Annotated in this window: 13 protein-coding genes; 9 read left to right on the top strand and 4 right to left on the bottom strand. The window is 73.4% G+C overall.

The annotated features are described in order from the left end of the window. Positions 1 to 263: 263 nt before the first annotated feature. The 3 genes from FVS66_RS08750 (at position 264) to FVS66_RS08740 (ending at position 4,730) form a co-directional block, all read left to right on the top strand. On the top strand, positions 264 to 1,478 hold the full coding sequence (locus FVS66_RS08750) for an IS110 family transposase (protein ID WP_149180445.1): 1,215 nt from the start codon (positions 264 to 266) through the stop codon (positions 1,476 to 1,478). A 131-nt stretch (positions 1,479 to 1,609) separates the two neighbouring features. Next, a complete protein-coding gene (locus FVS66_RS08745) occupies positions 1,610 to 3,682 on the top strand; it encodes a SpoIIE family protein phosphatase (RefSeq protein ID WP_262386882.1) in 2,073 nt (690 codons plus the stop codon). 28 nt (positions 3,683 to 3,710) lie between these two features. Continuing rightward, positions 3,711 to 4,730, top strand: coding sequence for a PHP domain-containing protein (locus FVS66_RS08740; RefSeq protein WP_149180447.1), 1,020 nt, complete (start codon positions 3,711 to 3,713; stop codon positions 4,728 to 4,730). Between the two features lie 328 nt (positions 4,731 to 5,058). Here the strand turns inward: FVS66_RS08740 and FVS66_RS08735 are convergent, their stop codons facing one another. Continuing rightward, entirely contained in the window at positions 5,059 to 6,072 is a 1,014-nt protein-coding gene (locus FVS66_RS08735) for a TrmB family transcriptional regulator sugar-binding domain-containing protein (protein ID WP_149180443.1), read from the bottom strand. Between the two features lie 356 nt (positions 6,073 to 6,428). Here FVS66_RS08735 and FVS66_RS08730 point away from each other — a divergent pair, with 356 nt between their 5' ends. Then, positions 6,429 to 7,250, top strand: a complete 822-nt coding sequence (locus FVS66_RS08730) for a helix-turn-helix domain-containing protein (protein WP_149180442.1) — start codon at positions 6,429 to 6,431, stop codon at positions 7,248 to 7,250. Between the two features lie 28 nt (positions 7,251 to 7,278). Then, positions 7,279 to 8,262, top strand: coding sequence for a glutathione S-transferase family protein (locus tag FVS66_RS08725; protein ID WP_149180441.1), 984 nt, complete (start codon positions 7,279 to 7,281; stop codon positions 8,260 to 8,262). Positions 8,263 to 8,309: 47 nt separating this feature from the next. On the opposite strand, the gene FVS66_RS08720 is transcribed toward FVS66_RS08725, so the two are convergent. Then, entirely contained in the window at positions 8,310 to 9,704 is a 1,395-nt protein-coding gene (locus tag FVS66_RS08720) for an NADP-dependent succinic semialdehyde dehydrogenase (RefSeq protein ID WP_149180440.1), read from the bottom strand. Positions 9,705 to 9,785: 81 nt separating this feature from the next. Here FVS66_RS08720 and FVS66_RS08715 point away from each other — a divergent pair, with 81 nt between their 5' ends. After that, positions 9,786 to 10,898 carry a YihY/virulence factor BrkB family protein gene (locus tag FVS66_RS08715; RefSeq protein ID WP_149180439.1) on the top strand — a complete coding sequence of 371 codons (1,113 nt, stop codon included), beginning with the start codon at positions 9,786 to 9,788 and terminating at the stop codon, positions 10,896 to 10,898. Between the two features lie 62 nt (positions 10,899 to 10,960). On the opposite strand, the gene FVS66_RS08710 is transcribed toward FVS66_RS08715, so the two are convergent. Further along, on the bottom strand, positions 10,961 to 11,848 hold the full coding sequence (locus tag FVS66_RS08710) for an SDR family oxidoreductase (RefSeq protein ID WP_149180438.1): 888 nt from the start codon (positions 11,846 to 11,848) through the stop codon (positions 10,961 to 10,963). 114 nt (positions 11,849 to 11,962) lie between these two features. On the opposite strand from FVS66_RS08710, the gene FVS66_RS08705 reads away from it, so the two are divergent. The 3 genes from FVS66_RS08705 to FVS66_RS08690 are packed head-to-tail and all read left to right on the top strand — an operon-like array spanning position 11,963 to position 16,324. Then, positions 11,963 to 14,410, top strand: coding sequence for an FHA domain-containing protein (locus FVS66_RS08705; RefSeq protein WP_149180437.1), 2,448 nt, complete (start codon positions 11,963 to 11,965; stop codon positions 14,408 to 14,410). 7 nt (positions 14,411 to 14,417) lie between these two features. Next, positions 14,418 to 15,281 (top strand): hypothetical protein, encoded by an 864-nt coding sequence (locus FVS66_RS35795; protein WP_262386881.1) that lies wholly within the window; start codon positions 14,418 to 14,420, stop codon positions 15,279 to 15,281. Then, a complete protein-coding gene (locus tag FVS66_RS08690) occupies positions 15,281 to 16,324 on the top strand; it encodes a serine/threonine-protein kinase (protein WP_149180436.1) in 1,044 nt (347 codons plus the stop codon). The genes FVS66_RS35795 and FVS66_RS08690 overlap by 1 nt, the downstream gene beginning before the upstream one ends. Before the next feature lie 38 nt (positions 16,325 to 16,362). On the opposite strand, the gene FVS66_RS08685 is transcribed toward FVS66_RS08690, so the two are convergent. Continuing rightward, entirely contained in the window at positions 16,363 to 17,622 is a 1,260-nt protein-coding gene (locus FVS66_RS08685; RefSeq protein WP_149180446.1) for a streptophobe family protein, read from the bottom strand. Positions 17,623 to 17,902 lie beyond the last annotated feature (280 nt).

The following is a 17,902-nucleotide window of genomic DNA, read 5'->3' as shown; positions in this document are numbered from 1 at the left end:
GCCCCGTTATGTTTTTCGCGGTCCTGCAAGAGGGCCGCTGGCCTCCGGGCCCGGCATGACTTTTGCCCCCTGTCGCACGGATGACCGGGGGGGGTGGTGTCACCGGGCCCGGGAGGTGCCGTCGGAGACGCTGATGAGAGGTCCGACCACCGCCTGGCCGGGCGCAATGCCCAGCCATCCGCGGGCGGCAGGTCTGCATAACGTGGATGCGCGAGAACGGCCCCGATGCCCAGGCCAGCACGTAACGAACGAGTGGGGGCACAGTGATCGACACTGACGGCGTGGGCGTCTTCCTCGGCTTGGACGTCGGCAAGAGCACGCATCATGGGCACGGGCTGACCCCGGCCGGGAAGAAGGTCTTCGACAAGCCGCTGCCGAACAGCGAACCGAAACTGCGGGCCGTCTTTGACAAGCTGCGCGACAAGTTCGGCACTGTCCTCGTGGTCGTGGACCAGCCCGCCTCGATCGGCGCCCTCCCGCTCGCGGTGGCCCGTGACGCGGGCTGCCAGGTGGCCTACCTGCCCGGACTGGCCATGCGGCGGATCGCTGACCTCTACCCGGGCGAGGCCAAGACCGACGCGAAGGACGCCGCGGTGATCGCGGACGCCGCCCGCACCATGCCCCACACCCTGCGTTCGCTGGAACTGACCGACGAGATCACCGCCGAGCTGACCGTGCTCGCGGGCTTCGACCAGGACCTCGCAGCCGAGGCCACCCGCACCTCCAACCGGATACGCGGCCTGCTCACCCAGTTCCACCCCAGCCTGGAGCGCGTTCTCGGGCCCCGCCTCGACCACCAGGCCGTCACCTGGCTGCTGGAGCGCCACGGCTCTCCGGCCGCCCTGCGCAAGGCAGGCCGCCGCAGACTCGTCGAACTGATCCGCCCGAAGGCCCCGCGCATGGCCGCCCGGCTCATCGACGACGTATTCGACGCGCTCGACGAACAGACCGTCGTCGTCCCTGGCACCGGCACCCTCGACATCGTGGTCCCCTCCCTGGCCCGCTCGCTCGCGGCGGTCCACGAACAACGCCGGGCCCTGGAAACGCAGATCAACGAACTGCTGGAGGCTCACCCTCTTTCCCCGGTCCTGACGTCGTTGCCCGGCGTCGGCGTCAGGACCGCCGCAGTCCTCCTGGTCACCGTCGGCGACGGCAGCTCGTTCCCGAGCGCCGCCCACCTGGCCTCCTACGCCGGCCTCGCGCCGGCGACCAAGTCGTCCGGGACCTCGATCCACGGCGAACACGCACCCCGAAGCGGAAACCGGCAGCTCAAACGCGCGATGTTCCTCTCCGCGTTCGCCGCTCTGCATGATGCCGCCTCCCGCACCTACTACGACCGCTGCCGAGCCCGTGGCAAGACCCACACCCAGGCACTTCTGCGCCTCGCCCGCCATCGCATCAGCGTCCTGTTCGCCATGCTCCGCGACGGAACCTTCTACGAACCCCGCACACCCGACGACGTCGAACTCGCCGCATAACCTCAGCAAGCACCAACCACCCCAAACCCGACAGGGGCGCCTTGACGAAAGACATAGAGGCACCCCCGGTCGGCGCGGCCGTACCTCCGATGCCTTGGCGTTCCCCTGGGGCGGGCTCGACAATGAGGGGGATGACGGAGAACCGGGCGCTCGGCGCGCAGCGGGAGCACGGCGGTGAGATCAGGCCGACCGAGCGGCTCGCCATGAACCGCACAGGGAGCTTCGACTGGGACCTCGACGCCGGCACCATCGATGTGGACGTGGCCGGGCTGCTGGTGTTCGGCCAGGACCCCGACGGGTTCGACGCCCGGCCGACGACGCTGGTGGCGCGGCTCGACGAGCGGGAGCGGCTCAGGCTCGAGAATGTGATCAAGGACGCGCTGACCAGCGGGCGGTCCTCGTACGCGGCGCATTTCCGGCTGGAGCGGGAGGACGGCTCCGAGCAGTGGACGCATGTGCAGGCGCGCATCCTGCGTGACCGGGACAGCCGGGCGCACCGGATCGTCGGGATCGTCCGTGACGCCACCTCCGAGGTCACCCACTCCGAGTTCGTCATGGAGCTGGAGAAGCGTCGGCAGCGGCAGACCGACATGGTGGAGCGGTCGACCCGGGCCATGTCCCGGGCGGTGACGGTGGACGACGTGACGGCGGCGCTCACCGGACCGGGCGGGCTGGCCCGGCTGGGCGCGGACGGCCTGGCGCTGGGTCTGGTGGAGAGCGGGTCGCTGAACATCATCGCGCTGAGCGGCGAGTCCCTGGACGTGCTGGACGACTTCCGGGTGCGGCGGCTGGAGAGCGGGCTGCCCCTGCACGAGACGGTGCTCAGCGGGCGGCCGCTGTTCACCAGCTCGTTCCAGGAGCTGATCAAGGACTATCCGGAGCTCGCACCGTACGCGGGGCGGCTGCCGTTCCGGGCCGCGGCGTATCTGCCGCTGGTCGCGCAGGCGCGCACGCTGGGCGGGATGGTGCTGTTCTACCGCCAACACACCCCGTTCAGCGCCGACGAGCGGAACCTGGCGCTGGGTCTGGCGGCGATCGTCGCGCAGTCGCTGCAGCGGGCGATCCTCTTCGACGAGGAGCGGGAGCTGGCCACGGGCCTCCAGGCGACGATGCTGCCGCGCCGGATCCCGGCGATCGAGGGCGGGGAGATCGCGGTGCGCTACCACTCGGCGTGGAGTGGCCGGCAGGTCGGCGGCGACTGGTACGACGTGATCCCGCTGCCGAAGGGGCGTGTCGGGATCGTAGTGGGGGACGTCCAGGGGCACGACACGCACGCCGCGGCGATCATGGGGCAGCTGCGGATCGCGCTGCGGGCGTACGCGGGCGAGGGCCACGCCCCGTCGACGGTGCTCGCCCGGGCGTCCCGGTTCCTGGCCGAGTTGGACACCGAACGGTTCGCGACCTGTACGTACGCCCAGGTAGACCTGGGCACGGGCACGGCGCGGGCGGTACGGGCGGGGCATCTGGGGCCGCTGATCCGGCATACGGACGGGCGGGTCGGCGTGCCCAGGCTGCACGGTGGGCTGCCGCTCGGCATCGCGTCGGTCTTCGAGGACGAGGAGTACCCGGAGACCCGGCTGGACCTGGTGCCGGGCGAGACGCTGGTGATGTGCACGGACGGCCTCGTGGAGGAGCCGGGCACGGACATCGATCAGGGCATGGACGCGCTGGCGGAGGCGGTGAGCGGCGGGCCGCCCGGCGCGGAGGCGCTCGCCGACCATCTGTCGCGGCGGTTCTGGGAGCGGTGGGGTGCGGGGGACGACGTGGCGCTGCTGGTGCTGCGGCGCAGCCCGGACCCGGGCACTGTCCGGGCGCCGCGCATCCACCAGTACATCCACCAGGCAGACCCGCAGGGCCTTTCCGAGGCACGGGCGGCGGTGCGGCGGGCGCTGCGCGACTGGGGCATGCGGGACTACGCGGACGACGCGGAGCTGCTCACCGGCGAGCTGCTGGGCAATGTGCTGCTGCACACCGAGGGCGGCGCGGTGATGACGCTGGAGGTGCTGCCGGAGCCGGTGCGGCGGGTCCGGCTGGCGGTGCAGGACCGGTCGAGCGCGTGGCCGCGGCGCCGTACACCGGGTGAGGCGGCCACGTCGGGACGAGGGCTGCTGCTCCTGGACGCGCTGGCGGCACGCTGGGGAGTGGAGCCGCGCGGTGAGGGCAAGGCCGTGTGGTGCGAGATCGGCCCGGGGGCGCGGCCATGACGGCGGCGTGCGGGCGGGCGGGCACGTGATGGACCCGGTGGAGGCGCTGGACCGGATCGCGTTCCTGCTGGAGCGTGCGTCGGCCCCGGCGTACCGGGTACGGGCGTTCCGCACCGCGGCGGAGGCACTGGCCGCGCTGGGCGCGGAGGAGACCGCGGCGCGGGCGGCGGCCGGGACGCTGGAGGAGCTGCGGGGTATCGGCCCCAGAACGGCGCAGGTCGTGCGGGAGGCGCTGGCCGGGGACGTACCGGCCTATCTGCGGCGGCTGGAGGACGAGGCCGACGAGCCGCGCGGGGGTGCGGGCGCGGCCCTGCGGGCGCTGCTGCGGGGCGACTGCCATCTGCACTCGGACTGGTCGGACGGCGGCAGCCCGATCGACGAGATGGGCCGGACGGCGGCTGCGCTGGGCCACGACTGGGCCGCGCTGACCGACCATTCGCCGCGGCTCACCGTGGCGCGGGGCCTGTCGGCGGAGCGGCTGCGGGAGCAGTTGGACGTGGTGGCGGAGCTGAACGAGCGGTGGGCGCCGTTCCGGCTGCTGACGGGCATCGAGTGCGACATCCTGCTCGACGGTTCGCTGGACCAGGAGCCGGAGCTGCTGGACCGGCTGGACGTCGTCGTCGCGTCGGTCCACTCCAAGCTGCGGATGGACGCGCCCGCGATGACCCGGCGGATGGTGCGGGCAGTCCGCAGCCCGCTGGTGGACGTGCTGGGGCACTGCACGGGGCGGCTGGTGTCGGGGCGGCGGCCGGAGTCGGAGTTCGACGCGGAGCGGGTCTTCGCCGCGTGCGCGGAGTCCGGTACGGCCGTGGAGATCAACAGCCGTCCCGAGCGGCTCGACCCGCCCCGCCGGCTGCTGCGGGAGGCGGTGGCGGCGGGGGTGTACTTCGCGATCGACACGGACGCCCACGCTCCCGGCCAGCTGGACTGGCAGATCCTCGGCTGCGTTCGGGCGGAGGAGTGCGGCGTACCGGCCGAGCGCGTGATCAACACCTGGTCGGCCGACGAGCTGCTCACCTGGACGAGGACACGTACGGCACCGGCGTGAGCGGCGGGCGGGAGGGCCGTATCACGGGGGACGTACCGAGGGATCGGTTTTGTGTCCGGAAGGCCCTGGCAGTGACCTTGCGGTATCCGCGCGATGCCCGGCAGGACACGCTGCCCGTGCCCTGCGCTGCCCGGTTCTGGCATGAGGCGCGGATAACGACCCCCGTAATAGCGGCTTCGCGGAGTGTCGGCGCTCCGAGAAGGGCCGGTGACCTCCCGACCTCCTCCAGGATGCAGCAGGCCGTGGCGGTTTTCTTCTGATGGTTTTTCGGTGGAAAAGACGCCGACGTAGTCGTTCCGGTTCCGGCGACGCGGCGGTGAGCGCACGCTCAGGACCCCTCCGAGCGTGTCTGCCGTCGCTCCGGCGAGAGGGCCCACTGGTAGGCGAGCGCGGCGAGCGTGGACACGCCCCAGCGGGCGCGGAGCCGGCCCAGTTCCTTGGTCAGGGTGCGCAGTCCGATGTTCAGGCGGCGGGCGGTGATGCGCTGGTCGACGCCGGCCGCCGTGTCGATCAGTATCTCGCGCTGCCGGTCGGTCAGACCGTCGCCCGCCTCGGCGGGTACGGCGCGGCGCGGATCGCCGTGCCACACGTCGGCGCGGCGCCAGGCGTCCTCGAAGCCCTCGGCGACGAAGGCGACGAACGCGCGGTCCATGACGTGCCAGGCGGTCCTGTCGGGGTCGCCGCCCACGACGTGGTCGGAGATGAACGCCTGGCGACGGTCGACGACCACGCACCGCTGGAACGGGGCGAGGAGCGTGCGGAACCGGGTGCCCTTCGCGGACATGACGGTCACTCTGTCGCGGGCGGCCGCGTCGTCGCGTACGCCGTCGCCGAACAGCGTGCGCAGCCGTACGCCGCGGGCCAGGGCGCGGCTCTCGCGGGCGGTGACGTCGTCGAGGAGTTCCGGCCAGGCCGGTCCGGTGGGCAGGGCGGTGAGCACCTCGGTCTCGGCCCGGTCGACGGCCTCGCCGACACGCGCGGCGATCTGTTCGCGGCCGGCCAGGAACTCACTGCCGGAGCCGGCACGCCACTTGGCGCGTTCGAAGTGAAGGCCCAGTTCGTCGCTCAGGTCGGGGATGGCGGCGATCCTTGCGGCCCGGGCCGCCATGTCGCGCAGTTCGTCGTCGAGCCGGCGGCGGCCCGCCTCCTGCGGGTCGAGGGCGATCGGCAGCTCGGGGCTGTCCGGGTCGACGATGACGAGGTGCCAGGCGACCAGTTCACGGAGGGCGTCGGCGTCCTCCGGTACGACGGGTTCACCTCGGGTGATACGGGCGTAGAGCCCTCTGGCAGCCACCGACAGCACGCCCGCCGCGCGCCACACCGAACCGTCCCTTTCCGTCATCTCCGCCCCCGTCCGCGACTGCGTGTGTGCGCCGTGCGCAGGTACGCACCACGCGGGCACTTGATCGCCGGCGCACGACGGGTCAGCGTACCGGTGCGGCTGCTCACGGTCGGCGCCCCGAGGCGGGGCGACGGTGGGTGCCGTTCCTTCCGCATGCCCATGAACGGACGCACTCCGATGCAACGCCCCGCTCCCGTCGCCCGCCACGCACCGGCCGCCCCCGGCCCGGCAGCCGGCCGGGGTCCGGCTGCCCGCGCACCGGATCACACGACGGACCGCTGAACCGCCGCACCGTTCACCGCGACGGCCGCCGACGACGACCACCGGCCGGCCGTCCCTCCGGGGGGAGGACCGTCATGGACAAGACCGCCCTGCGTTTCCTGCTGAGGGAGCGCCGCGCCCTGATCGCACCCGAGAGCCACGGGCTGTCACGCCCCACCCGGCAGGGCAGGCGCGCGCCGGGACTGTCCCAGGCACAGATCGACCAGCTGCTGCACCGGGCCCCCGACACGTACGGCCGCCTCGAGTCGGGCCGCTACCTCAACCCGCCGGTCGACCTGCTGGAGGACGTGGCACGGCTCCTCGGCATGAACGAGCACGAGTGGGTGGCCCTGTGGCGGTACGCACTCGGCCAGGACCCGCCGCACCCGCTGAACGCGCGGGCGGGCGAGGCGGTGCCGGGGGTGTGGCAGCAGGCCCTGGACGGCATCTCCCACATGGCGTACATCAGCGACCGGTCGTGGAAACTGCTCGCCCACAACGAGCCGTTCGCCGCCATGTTCCCGGGGGGCCGGGTGCCCGGCAACGCCATGCGCTGGATGACGGTCGACCCGGAGGCCCGGTCGGTGCTGCGGCACTGGGAGACCGCGTGGGCGCCGCTGGTGCTGCCGCAGCTGCGGGCGGCGATCGCGGCGGACCCCGGGGATCCGACGCTGTGCGGGATCGAGAAGGAGGTGCTCCTCGATCCGCTGGCCTCGCGGATCTACGAGTCGGCGAGTGCGTACGTCCACCCGGACGGGGGTGAACGGCCGGTGCGCCATGCCGTGCACGGGGACGGCTGGATCACCGTGTGCGCGGCACAGCCGATGGCCGCGCCCCGGGCGCGGCTGCTGATCCTGCCGTTCCGGGCGGGCGAGCGGCGGGGGGCCAGCAGGTTGCGGCCGCTGCGCGCGCGGTAGACCGGACCCGGTCGGGTACCCGCGCCGTATGAAGGACGACGGACGATTTCGGCGGGGTCCCAGTCGGTTCACCGATCGGATCACCGCCGACGGAAGGGACGGGTGGCCGGTGGAGAGCGGCCGGTACCGGCTGGTGGTGAGCCGGGCCTGCCCCTGGGCCGGCCGGTCGCTGGTGTCGCGGCGGCTGCTCGGGCTGGAGCGGGCGCTGCCGGTCGCCGTGGCGGATCCGGTCCAGGACGAGCGGAGCTGGCGGTTCACACTCGATCCGGACGGGCGGGACCCGGTGCTGGGCATCGGTTTTCTGTACGAGGCGTACGAGGCGCGGGAGCCCGGGCCGCATGACGCGGTCAGCGTGCCGGCGGTCGTGGACGTGCCGAGCGGGCGGCTGGTCACCAACGACTACCAGCGGATCACGCTGGACCTGGCCACGGAGTGGCGCGCGCTGCACCGGGACGGTGCGCCCGACCTCTACCCGGAGCACCTGCGCGACGAGATCGACGCACGCATGGACGGTATCTACCGGGACATCAACAACGGTGTGTACGAGGCCGGTTTCGCGACCGCACAGGAGGCGTACGACGAGGCGTACGGGCGGCTGTTCGCACGGTTCGACCAGGTGTCGGAGCAACTGGCCGGGCAGCGGTACCTGGTGGGCGACACCATCACGGAGGCCGACATCCAGCTGTTCACCACACTGGTGCGGTTCGACGCCGTGTACCACGGCCACTTCAAGTGCAATCGCAACAAGCTGACCGAGGACAGCGTGTTGTGGGCGTACGCGCGGGATCTGTTCCAGACGCCCGGGTTCGGCGACACCGTGGACTTCGACCATATAAAGCGTCACTACTACCAGGTGCACCAGCACATTAACCCGACGCGGATCGTGCCGCGCGGCCCCGACCTGCGGGGCTGGCGGACGCCGCACCACCGCGAGGAGTTGGGCGGGCGGCCCTTCGGGGACGGGACGCCGCCGCCTCCGCCGCCCGAGGACGAGGTCGTCGTGCCTCTGTGAGTCGTCGTGCGTCTGTGAGTCGTGCGTCTGTGAGGGGACCGAGGTCCTCAGGCAGCTGCCTGCCAGACCGTCGTCGCGTTGCAGAACTCCCTGATGCCGTGGCCGGAGAGCTCACGTCCGTACCCGGACCGCTTGACCCCGCCGAACGGCAGCGCCGGGTGCGACGCGGTCATGCCGTTGACGTACACCCCGCCCGCCTCCAGGTCGCGTACGCACCGCGCCACCTCCGCGTCGTCCCGGGTCCAGACGTTGGAGCTGAGCCCGAACGGCGAGTCGTTGGCGATGTCCAGCGCCTCTTCCAGGCTCACCGCGCGGTACACCGCGGCGACGGGGCCGAACGCCTCCTCACGGTGGATGCGCATGGCGGGCGTGACTCCGGTGAGGACGGTCGGCTCGTAGTACCAGCCGCGGTCGAACCCGGCGGGCCGGCCGCCGCCGCACCGCGCGGCCGCCCCGCGGCCGGTCGCGTCGTCGACCAGTTCCTCCAGGTCCGCCCGCCCGCGTTCGCTGGCGAGCGGTCCGACGTCCGTGGCCTCGTCCATGGGGTCGCCGACCTTCAGCGCCGCCATCCCGGCCGTGAAGCGTTCGGTGAACGCGTCGAAGACGTCCGTGTGGACGATGAACCGCTTGGCGGCGATGCAGGACTGGCCGTTGTTCTGGGCGCGGGCGGTGACCGAGGTCGCGGCGGCCCGCTCGATGTCGGCGGACGGCAGCACGAGGTACGGGTCGCTGCCGCCCAGTTCCAGGACGGTCTTCTTGACCTCGTCGCCCGCCACTGAGGCGACGGACCGCCCGGCGGCCTCGCTGCCGGTGAGGGTGGCCGCGGCGACGCGCGGGTCGCGCAGGATGCCCTCGACGGCGTCCGAGCCGACCAGGAGGGTCTGGAAGACCCCGGTCGGGTAGCCGGCCCGGTGGAAGAGGTCTTCCAGGTAGAGGGCGGTCTGCGGAACGTTCGACGCGTGCTTGAGGAGACCGGTGTTGCCGGCCATGAGCGCGGGCGCGGCGAACCGTACGACCTGCCAGAGCGGGAAGTTCCACGGCATGACGGCCAGTACCGGGCCGAGCGGCCGGTAGTGGACGCGGGCGGTGGCCGCCCCGGCGTCCCGGACGTCCGCGTCGGCGGGGCGCTCGTCGGCGAGGAGGCCCTCGCCGTGGTCGGCGTACCAGCGCATGGCCTTGACGCACTTGGCCGCCTCGGCGCGGGCCGCCGTCAGAGGCTTGCCCATCTCGGTGGTCACCGTCCGGGCGATGTCCGGGCTGTCCTGCTCCAGCAGTTCCGCGGCGCGCCGCAGCAGTGCGGCCCGCTCGGCGAAGCCGGTGGCACGGTAGCGCCGGAACGCCGTGTCGGCGGCGGCCAGGCGCTCCTCGGTCTCGTCCGGGCGCAGCGGCCGGAAGACCCTGAGCGTCTCGCCGGTCGCGGGGTTCACCGTCGCGATGGGCATGGGCCGGCCTCCTCGTGGTGATGGGCCCGGCAGCGTCCGCGGGCCGGGTTGAGGTGCCCGTACCGGGTTACCCGTGCGCGTATGGCAAACCCTGACGAGAGCCCGACCGATCTGCCCGCCCGCTCCTGGCGCTCGGTACTGCGCCGTACGGGCAAGGAGTTCCTGGACGACGAGCTTCCCGACCGGGCTGCCGCGCTCACGTACTACGGCGTCCTGTCGATCTTTCCGGCGCTGCTCGTCGTCGTGGCGATGCTGGGGGTGGTCGGTGAGTCGGCGACCAAGGCCGTGGTGGAGAACCTCGGACAGCTCGCGCCCGGTGCGGCGCGGGATCTGCTCGGCGACGCGGTGCGGCAGTTGCAGGACAGCGGCACGGCGAGCGGCATCGTGGCGGTGATCGGCCTGCTCGGCGCGATGTGGTCGGCCTCCGGGTACGTGGCCGCGTTCATCCGGTCGGCCAATGTGGTGTACGACCTGCCCGAGGGCCGCCCGGTCTGGAAGGTGACGCCGCTGCGGGTCGGGCTGACGCTGGTCCTGATGCTGCTGCTGGCGCTGAGCGCGGTGATCGTGGTGTTCACCGGTCCGCTCGCGCGGCGCGCCGGCGAGGCGATCGGCCTGGGCGACACGGCCGTGACGGTGTGGGGTATCGCGAAGTGGCCGGTGCTGGTGCTGCTCGTGGTGGTGATGGTGGCCCTGCTGTACTGGAGCGCGCCCAATGTGCGCGGTCCCGGCTTCCGCTGGCTGAGTCCGGGCAGTGTCCTGTCGGTGCTGCTGTGGCTGCTGGCGTCGGGGGCCTTCGCGCTGTACGTGGCGAACTTCGGCTCGTACAACAAGACGTACGGGACGCTGGCGGGCGTGATCGTTTTCCTGATCTGGCTGTGGCTGTCGAACCTGGCGATCCTGCTCGGCCTGGAGCTGGACGCGGAGCTGGCACGGCAGCGGGCGATCCGCGCGGGCATGCCCGCCTCGGAGGAGCCGTACGTGGAGCCGCGAGACACGCGGAAGTGGCCGCCGGCGCTCCGCAGGCGGATGGCCGCCCGGAAGAAGGCACGCCGGGAAGCGGCGCGGGAGGAGTCGCGTGGCGGGAAGCCCGGCGACGGCAGAGACGGTACCGGCGGCCCCGGCGACGCTCGCGGCGAGGAGCCTGCTCGCGGCGAGGAGGGCGAGAAGCCGGGCGGGACCGACGGGCGAGCGTGACGGACGCGCCGTCACCGTGACGGCCGCGTGACGCTCACGGTGACCGTCACGCGGCCGGACGGTCACGGCAGCGGGGTGCCGCCCGTGGCGTTGACGATCTCGCCCGTGATGTAGCTCGCGCCCGCTGAGGCGAGGAAGACGTACGCCGGTGCCATCTCCGCGGGCTGGGCCGGCCGCCCGAGGGGCGACTTCTTGCCGAACTCCGCGGTCTCCGGCATGGTCGCCGGGATCAGCGGTGTCCAGACGGGCCCGGGGGCGACGGCGTTGACGCGGATGCCGCGCCGCGCGAGGGACTGGGCGAGCCCCTGTGTGAAGGTCACGATGGCGCCCTTGGTCATGGCGTAGTCGAGGAGCGCCGGGCTCGGCCTGTACGCCTGCACGGACGTGCTGTTGATGACGCTGCCACCCTGGGGGATGTGCGGCAGCGCTCCCTTGGTGAGCCAGAACATGCCGTACAGGTTGGTCTTCATCACCCGGTCGAACTGGTCGGTCGTGATGTCCTCGATGCCGTCGGGCCGGGCCATCTGGTAGGCGGCGTTGTTCACCAGGACGTCGATGCGGCCGAACTCGGCCACGGCCCGGTCGACGAGGGTGCGGCACTCGTCCTCGTGGCGGATGTCGCACGGCACGGCGACGGCCCTGCGGCCCGCGTCCTCGACGAGCCGGGCGGTCTCCCTGGCCTCGTCGGCCTCCTCCGGCAGAAGGGTGAACAGCACGTCGGCGCCCTCGCGCGCGTAGGCCAGGCTCACGGCCCGGCCGATGCCGGAGTCCCCGCCGGTGACGACGGTGACGCGGTCCCGTAGCTGTCCGCTGCCCCGGTAGGTGTCCTCGCCGTGGTCGGGGCGCGGGCGCATGGGGTCGGTCCAGCCCGGGTGGGCCTGGTGCTGCTCGGGGAAGTCGGGGCGGGGCCGGGCGGTCGTGGGGTCCGGGGGTGCGTGTTCCTGCGCCATGGGGCCTCCTCTGGGATCCGTTTCCGCGTTCCCCGGACGCGGGACCGCACACGGCACGTCAGGTTGCGTCAGGCGCATCAGGCGCATTCCAGGATGAAAAGATAAAATCAACGCATGGGAGAGCGGCCCGTCGTGCCCACCGCGCCGGAACTTGTCGTCGATGTCGGCGGGCACTCCACCGTGATCCGTCCGAGCCGCGCCTACAGCGTCGGGCGTGACCCCGCGAGCGACATCGCGCTGGCCGACGCCCGGGTGTCGTGGCACCACGCGGTGTTCCGCCCGGAGGACGGCCGGTGGACCGTACGGGACGAGGACAGTACCAACGGCACGTTCGCCGACGGCCGGCGCGTCACCGTGCGCGACGTCGGCCCCGGCACCGTCCTGCGCTTCGGGCACCCCGCCGACGGGCCGTGCGCCGTCCTGTCGGCACCGGAACCCCCGGCCCCGCCGCCCCCGCCGGCCGCCCCGGCCCCGGGCACCGAGGCGACCCCGGCTCCCGCTCCCGCTCCGGCGTCCACCCCCGCCGCCGCTCCGCCGCCCGCGCCGGAGCCCCGGCCCTCGTCCGTGTCTCTGCCCGCCGCCACCGGCACCTTCCGGCGGCCCACCTCGGTGCGCCCGCTGCCGACCAGGACGGTGCGCATCGGGCGCGGCGCCGACAACGACGTGGTCATCGACGACCTGGTGGTGTCGCGGCACCACGCGGAGCTGCGGACGCACGCGGACGGCACGCACTGGATCCACGACCTGGGCAGCCACAACGGCACGTTCCTCAACGGCCGTCCGGTGGACGTGGCCCGGGTGACGGCCGACGACATCATCGGCGTCGGCCACCGCGCGTACAGCGTCGTCGGCGGGCGCCTCGTCGAGTACACCGACACGGGCGAGGTCTCCCTCGACGTGCAGGAGCTGGCCGTCACCGTGGACGGCGGCGGCAAGACGCTCCTCGACGGGGTGTCGTTCCCGGTCGGCGAGAAGACCCTGCTCGGGGTGGTCGGGCCCAGCGGGGCGGGCAAGTCGACGCTTCTGAACGCCCTGACCGGACTGCGGCCCGCCGACCACGGCACGGTGCTGTACGACGGCCGGGACCTGTACCGGGAGTACGCGGAGCTGCGCCAGCGCATCGGGCTCGTGCCGCAGGACGACATCCTGCACCACCAGCTGACCGTGCGGCGCGCCCTCGGTTACGCCGCCGAGCTGCGGTTCCCCGAGGACACCGGGAAGGCGGAGCGCCAGGCCCGGGTGGACGAGGTGATCGGCGAACTGGGCCTGGGCGAACGGGCCGGGCAGCCGGTGCACAGCCTGTCCGGCGGGCAGCGCAAGCGGGTCAGCGTCGCCCTTGAGCTGCTGACGAAGCCGTCGCTGCTCTTCCTCGACGAGCCGACGTCCGGCCTCGACCCCGGCATGGACCGGTCGGTGATGCACATGCTGCGCGGGCTCGCGGACGACGGGCGCACCGTCATCGTCGTCACGCACAGCGTGCTCAGCCTGGACGTCTGCGACCGGCTCCTGGTGCTGGCCCCCGGTGGGCGGATCGCCTACTACGGGCCGCCCGGCGACGCGCTCGGCTTCTTCGGCTGCGCGCAGTGGCCCGAGGCGTTCGAGGCGTTCGAGAACGACCGGGAGCGTGACTGGGCGGGCCGGTTCCGCGGCTCGGAGTTCCAGCAGCGGTACATCGAGGCCGCGACGCGCCGCCCGGTGGAGCCCGCCCCCGGCGCGGTCGCCGCCCCGCCCCTGCCACCGCCCAAGGCGCAGAGCTGGGGCACCCAGCTGCGGACGCTGGTGCGGCGGTACACGGCGTCACTCAGCGCCGACCGGACCTTCCTGGCGATCATGGTGGCGCTGCCCTTCGTCATGGGCGCCATGGCGCGCGCCCTGTCGGAGGGGGAGCTGGGCCCCGAGTCCACGCTGAACGTGCTGCTGATCCTCTGCGTGGGCGGCGTGCTGACGGGCGCGGCCAACGCGGTACGGGAGCTGGTGAAGGAGCGGACGATCTACCGGAGGGAACGGGCGGTCGGCCTGTCCCGGTCGGCGTACCTGATGTCGAAGGTGACCGTGCTGGGGGTGGTCACCGTCGTGCAGGCGGTCGTGCTGACGCTGGTCGCCCTGGTGGGGGTGCCGATGAACGTGCCGGACGGGCGGGGTGTGCTGCTGCCACCGCTCGTGGAGATCACGCTGGCCGTGGCGATGCTGTCGTTCACGGCGATGATGCTGGGCCTGTTCGTGTCCGCCCTGGTGCGGAAGGAGGAGGTCACCATGCCGCTGCTGGTGCTCCTCGCGATCGTGCAGGTCGTCTTCTGCGGCGCGCTGCTCACGGTGCGGGGCGCGCCGGTCCTGGAACAGCTGGCGTGGCTGGTGCCGTCCAGGTGGGCGTTCGCCGCGATGGCCTCGACGGTGGACCTCGGGGCGACGGTGCCGGGCGAGCGGTCCCAGGACCCGCTGTTCGAGCACACCGTGCCGGTCTGGCTGCTCGACATGGGCGCGCTGGTCGTGCTCGCCGTCGTCCTCGGGTTCGTGGTGGCCCGGCTGCTGCGCCGCCACGAGCCGGTGATCATGCGAAAGTAGGCGCTCCATGGCCTTCCCCGCCGTTCCCGCCGACGATCCGGTCGCGCAGGGGTTCCAGCCGACGCATGTCGTACCGCGTCACGGGCTGCCCGCGTGGGAGACACCCGGCACCGCCCGTCCGACGGTGCCGCTCGACCCGTTCCTGCCGGTGCAGCTGCTGGACCGGCTGGGCGACTGGGCGCGGATCCTCTGCTCCAACGGCTGGTCGGCCTGGGTCGACGGGCGGCTGCTGGTGTCCGTACCCGCGGACCCGCCGGCGGCGGCGCGGGACATGGCGCGGACCGCCGACCCGAGGCCGCTGCTGGCCCGCGCCGAGGAGTCGGTGGGCCGCTACCTGCGGGCCGCGGAGGACCTGGCGGCCGGCCGGTCGGACGGCGAGGGTTTCCGGCGGAGCACCGGCGGGCTGCGGGTGGGCATGGTCGTCGAGGGCGAGGCGGTGTGGCTGTACGACGCCGAGCACGAACGCTGGCTGTACTGCGACGGCGCCCACCTGGCCGCCTACGCGCCGTCGGCGGCCCCGTCCGCGGCGACACCGGCGGCGCAGGCGACACCGGCAGCGCAGGCGACACCGGCAGCGCAGGCGGCACCGGCGACACCGGCCACGGACGCCCGGGACCACGAGCCGACCCGCCTGGTGAACCCCGAGGCGCCCCCCGCGCCACCCCCCGAGCCGACCCGCGTGGTGCCACTGGGGGACGACTCCGGAGGTGCGGGGCGCGAGGCACAGCCGACCGCGGTGGGACCGCCCGGGGTGCCAGGGATGCCCGGCACGACGGGGACGGGCGCGCCAGGGACGACGGGCGCGACGGGGACGACGGGGACGAGCGGGACGTCCGAGTCCGGGGCGTCGGACGGGGCGGGTGAGGAGTGATGGAGCAGGGTGTGGGCCTGCCCGCGGGGCGCCCTTCGGGGCTGGTGGGCCAGCGGGTCGCCGAGTACCGGATCGAGGCCGAGATCGGGCGCGGCGGCATGGCCGTCGTATACCGGGCGACGGACCTGCGGCTCGGCCGGACCGTGGCGCTTAAGCTGCTCGCCCCGGAGCTGGCCCGTAACGACATGTTCCGGAAACGGTTCGCGCACGAGTCGCGGGTCGCCGCGGCGATCGACCACCCGAACATCGTTCCCGTCTTCGAGGCCGGCGAGACCGAGGGGCTGCTGTACATCGCGATGCGGTACGTCCCGGGGCAGGACCTGCGGGCACTGCTGGACCGCGCCGGCCCCCTCCCGGTCGGGACGGCGGTGCGGATCGCCGTCCAGGTGGCCTCGGCGCTGGACGCGGCGCACGCCAACGACCTGGTGCACCGGGACGTCAAGCCGGGCAACATCCTGATCGCCGAGGGCACGGACAGCGACCACCCCGAGCACGTCTACCTCACGGACTTCGGGCTGACGAAGAAGTCCCTGTCCCTGACCGGGTTCACGACCGTCGGCCAGTTCGTGGGGACCCTCGACTACGTGGCGCCCGAGCAGATCTCGGGGCGGCCGGTGGACGGCCGGTGCGATGTGTACAGCCTGGCGTGTGTCGTGTACGAGACGCTGGCGGGGGCTCCGCCGTTCCGGCGGGACGACGACATGGCGCTGCTCTGGGCGCACCAGTACGATCCCCCGCCGCCGTTGAGCGCCGAACGCCCGGGGCTGCCGGCCGGGGTGGACGCCGTCCTGGCGAGGGCACTCGCCAAGGCGCGGGACGACCGGTACGAGACGTGTCTGCGGTTCGTGACGGAGCTGCGGCGGGCCGCGCTGCCGCCACCGGACGGCGACCGGCACCACCAGCCCGGCGAGGACCGGCATGACGACCCGCGCCGCGACCGGCGCGACGAGCGGAGGGACCCGCGGCCGCCGCCGCCCGGGCCGCTTCCCCCGCCGCCCGCGCCGCCGCTCTGGGCGCTGCCGGTGTTCCGGGGCGGCGGCTGACCGCCGTCGGACTCCGGCCCCGGGGGCTCCGGGTGTCGCTAGCCGCCGTCGACCTCTCCGCGCCGGCGTACCCGGTACGCCAGCAGCCCGCCGAGGAACCCGGCCACGAGCCCCCACAGCAGGGCCAGTCCGACCGCCGCCCACAGCCGCGGGTGCAGGCTGACCTCGCCGCCGAGCGCCTCGACCTCGAAGATGCCGAGCAGGGACAGCCCGTAGCGCGCGTCGAGGCGGGTCAAGGGCGCCACCACGAGCATCGTGAGGGCGAACGCCACCCCCATATGCAGGGCCTGCTGCCAGAGCCGGGTCCTGGCCGGTGAGCGGACCGCCATCACGAACGCGGCGGCGAGCAGCAGGACCGCCGCCACCGGGATGAGCCACCAGGCGCGGCTGTCGTACTCGGCGAGGGAGCGCACGTCGAGAGTGCTGTTCTCGGGGCCGCGCAGGACCTGGTCGAGCACATGCGGCATGGGCAGGCCGAAGGGGCCGTCCACTCTGCCCTCCCAGGAGGCGCCGATGCCCAGGCCGGCGGCGAGCCACACCAGGTTCGGCAGGCCGAGGAGCAGTACGGCGAAGGTCTCAGCCGGGTGCCCCCGCGTGGCCGCGACGACGAGCCCGGTCACGAGTCCGACGACGACGTAGGCGAGGAGCAGGAACAGCATGGCGAAGGCGGCCGGGCGCACGGGTTCCTGATAGCGCACCAGCCGGGCGGGGAGCGGCGCCCTGCGGGAGACCAGCAGGGCCAGGGCGAGGACGCCGAGCACCCACAGCAGGCCGTAGAGGAGCGTGGAGCCGAGGTCGGCGCGGAAGCCGAGCGTGGGCGACGCGTCCAGGAGGTCACCGAAGATGTCGGCGGGCGAGTCGGCCGGCAGGAGGTCGGTGAAGGTGTGGCGGGCCAGGGCCGTGAGGGCGGCGAGCGCGGCGAGCCACAGCAGGGCCGTACGGGCGACCCTGGCGAGGAGTTCGCCCGTGGAGGCGACGGCACGGTGCCGCAGCGGACGCAGGAACAGAAAAGCGAGGGTCAGGGCGCCCGCGAGGGACACCGAAAGGGGCATGGCCGTCAGGTGGGCGTCCGTCTCGGCGAGTGCGCCCGCGCCGCCGGACAGCTCGATGTCGCCGCCCGCGGCCATGACGACGACGGCCGCGACGACCCGGGGGAACGCGCCGCCGGGCAGATCGGTCGCGCCCGCCGCCCACAGTCCGAGGGCGGCGGTGACCGCCATGGCCGCCAGCCCGGCGACCACCGCCACGAGGGCGTCACGCCAGTCGCGCACGGCGTGACTCGGGCCGCCCGGCGACATGCCGCGCTCGGCGGCTCTCTGGCTGCTCACGGTCTCCACGCTAGGCGCGGTACGGGTGTCTCGGCTTGCGGGCGGCACCCGGACGGGGCACACAATGGCGCGGAACGGAAGAAAGGGATGAATGTGACTTCCGACCCCGCATCCGACCCCGCATCCGACCCCACGGCGGGCCGTGACCGGCCCACGGGGCCCCCGCCGGGCCCCGTTTCGCGCCCCGGGCCCGGCGGACCCGCACAACCGCCCGGACCGCCGCCGCCCCCGGGCGGCGGCGGAGGCGGTG

This window comes from Streptomyces sp. TRM49041, from assembly GCF_008271805.1.
Classification (GTDB): Bacteria; Actinomycetota; Actinomycetes; order Streptomycetales; family Streptomycetaceae; genus Streptomyces.
This window is presented reverse-complemented; position numbering and strand designations above follow the sequence as displayed.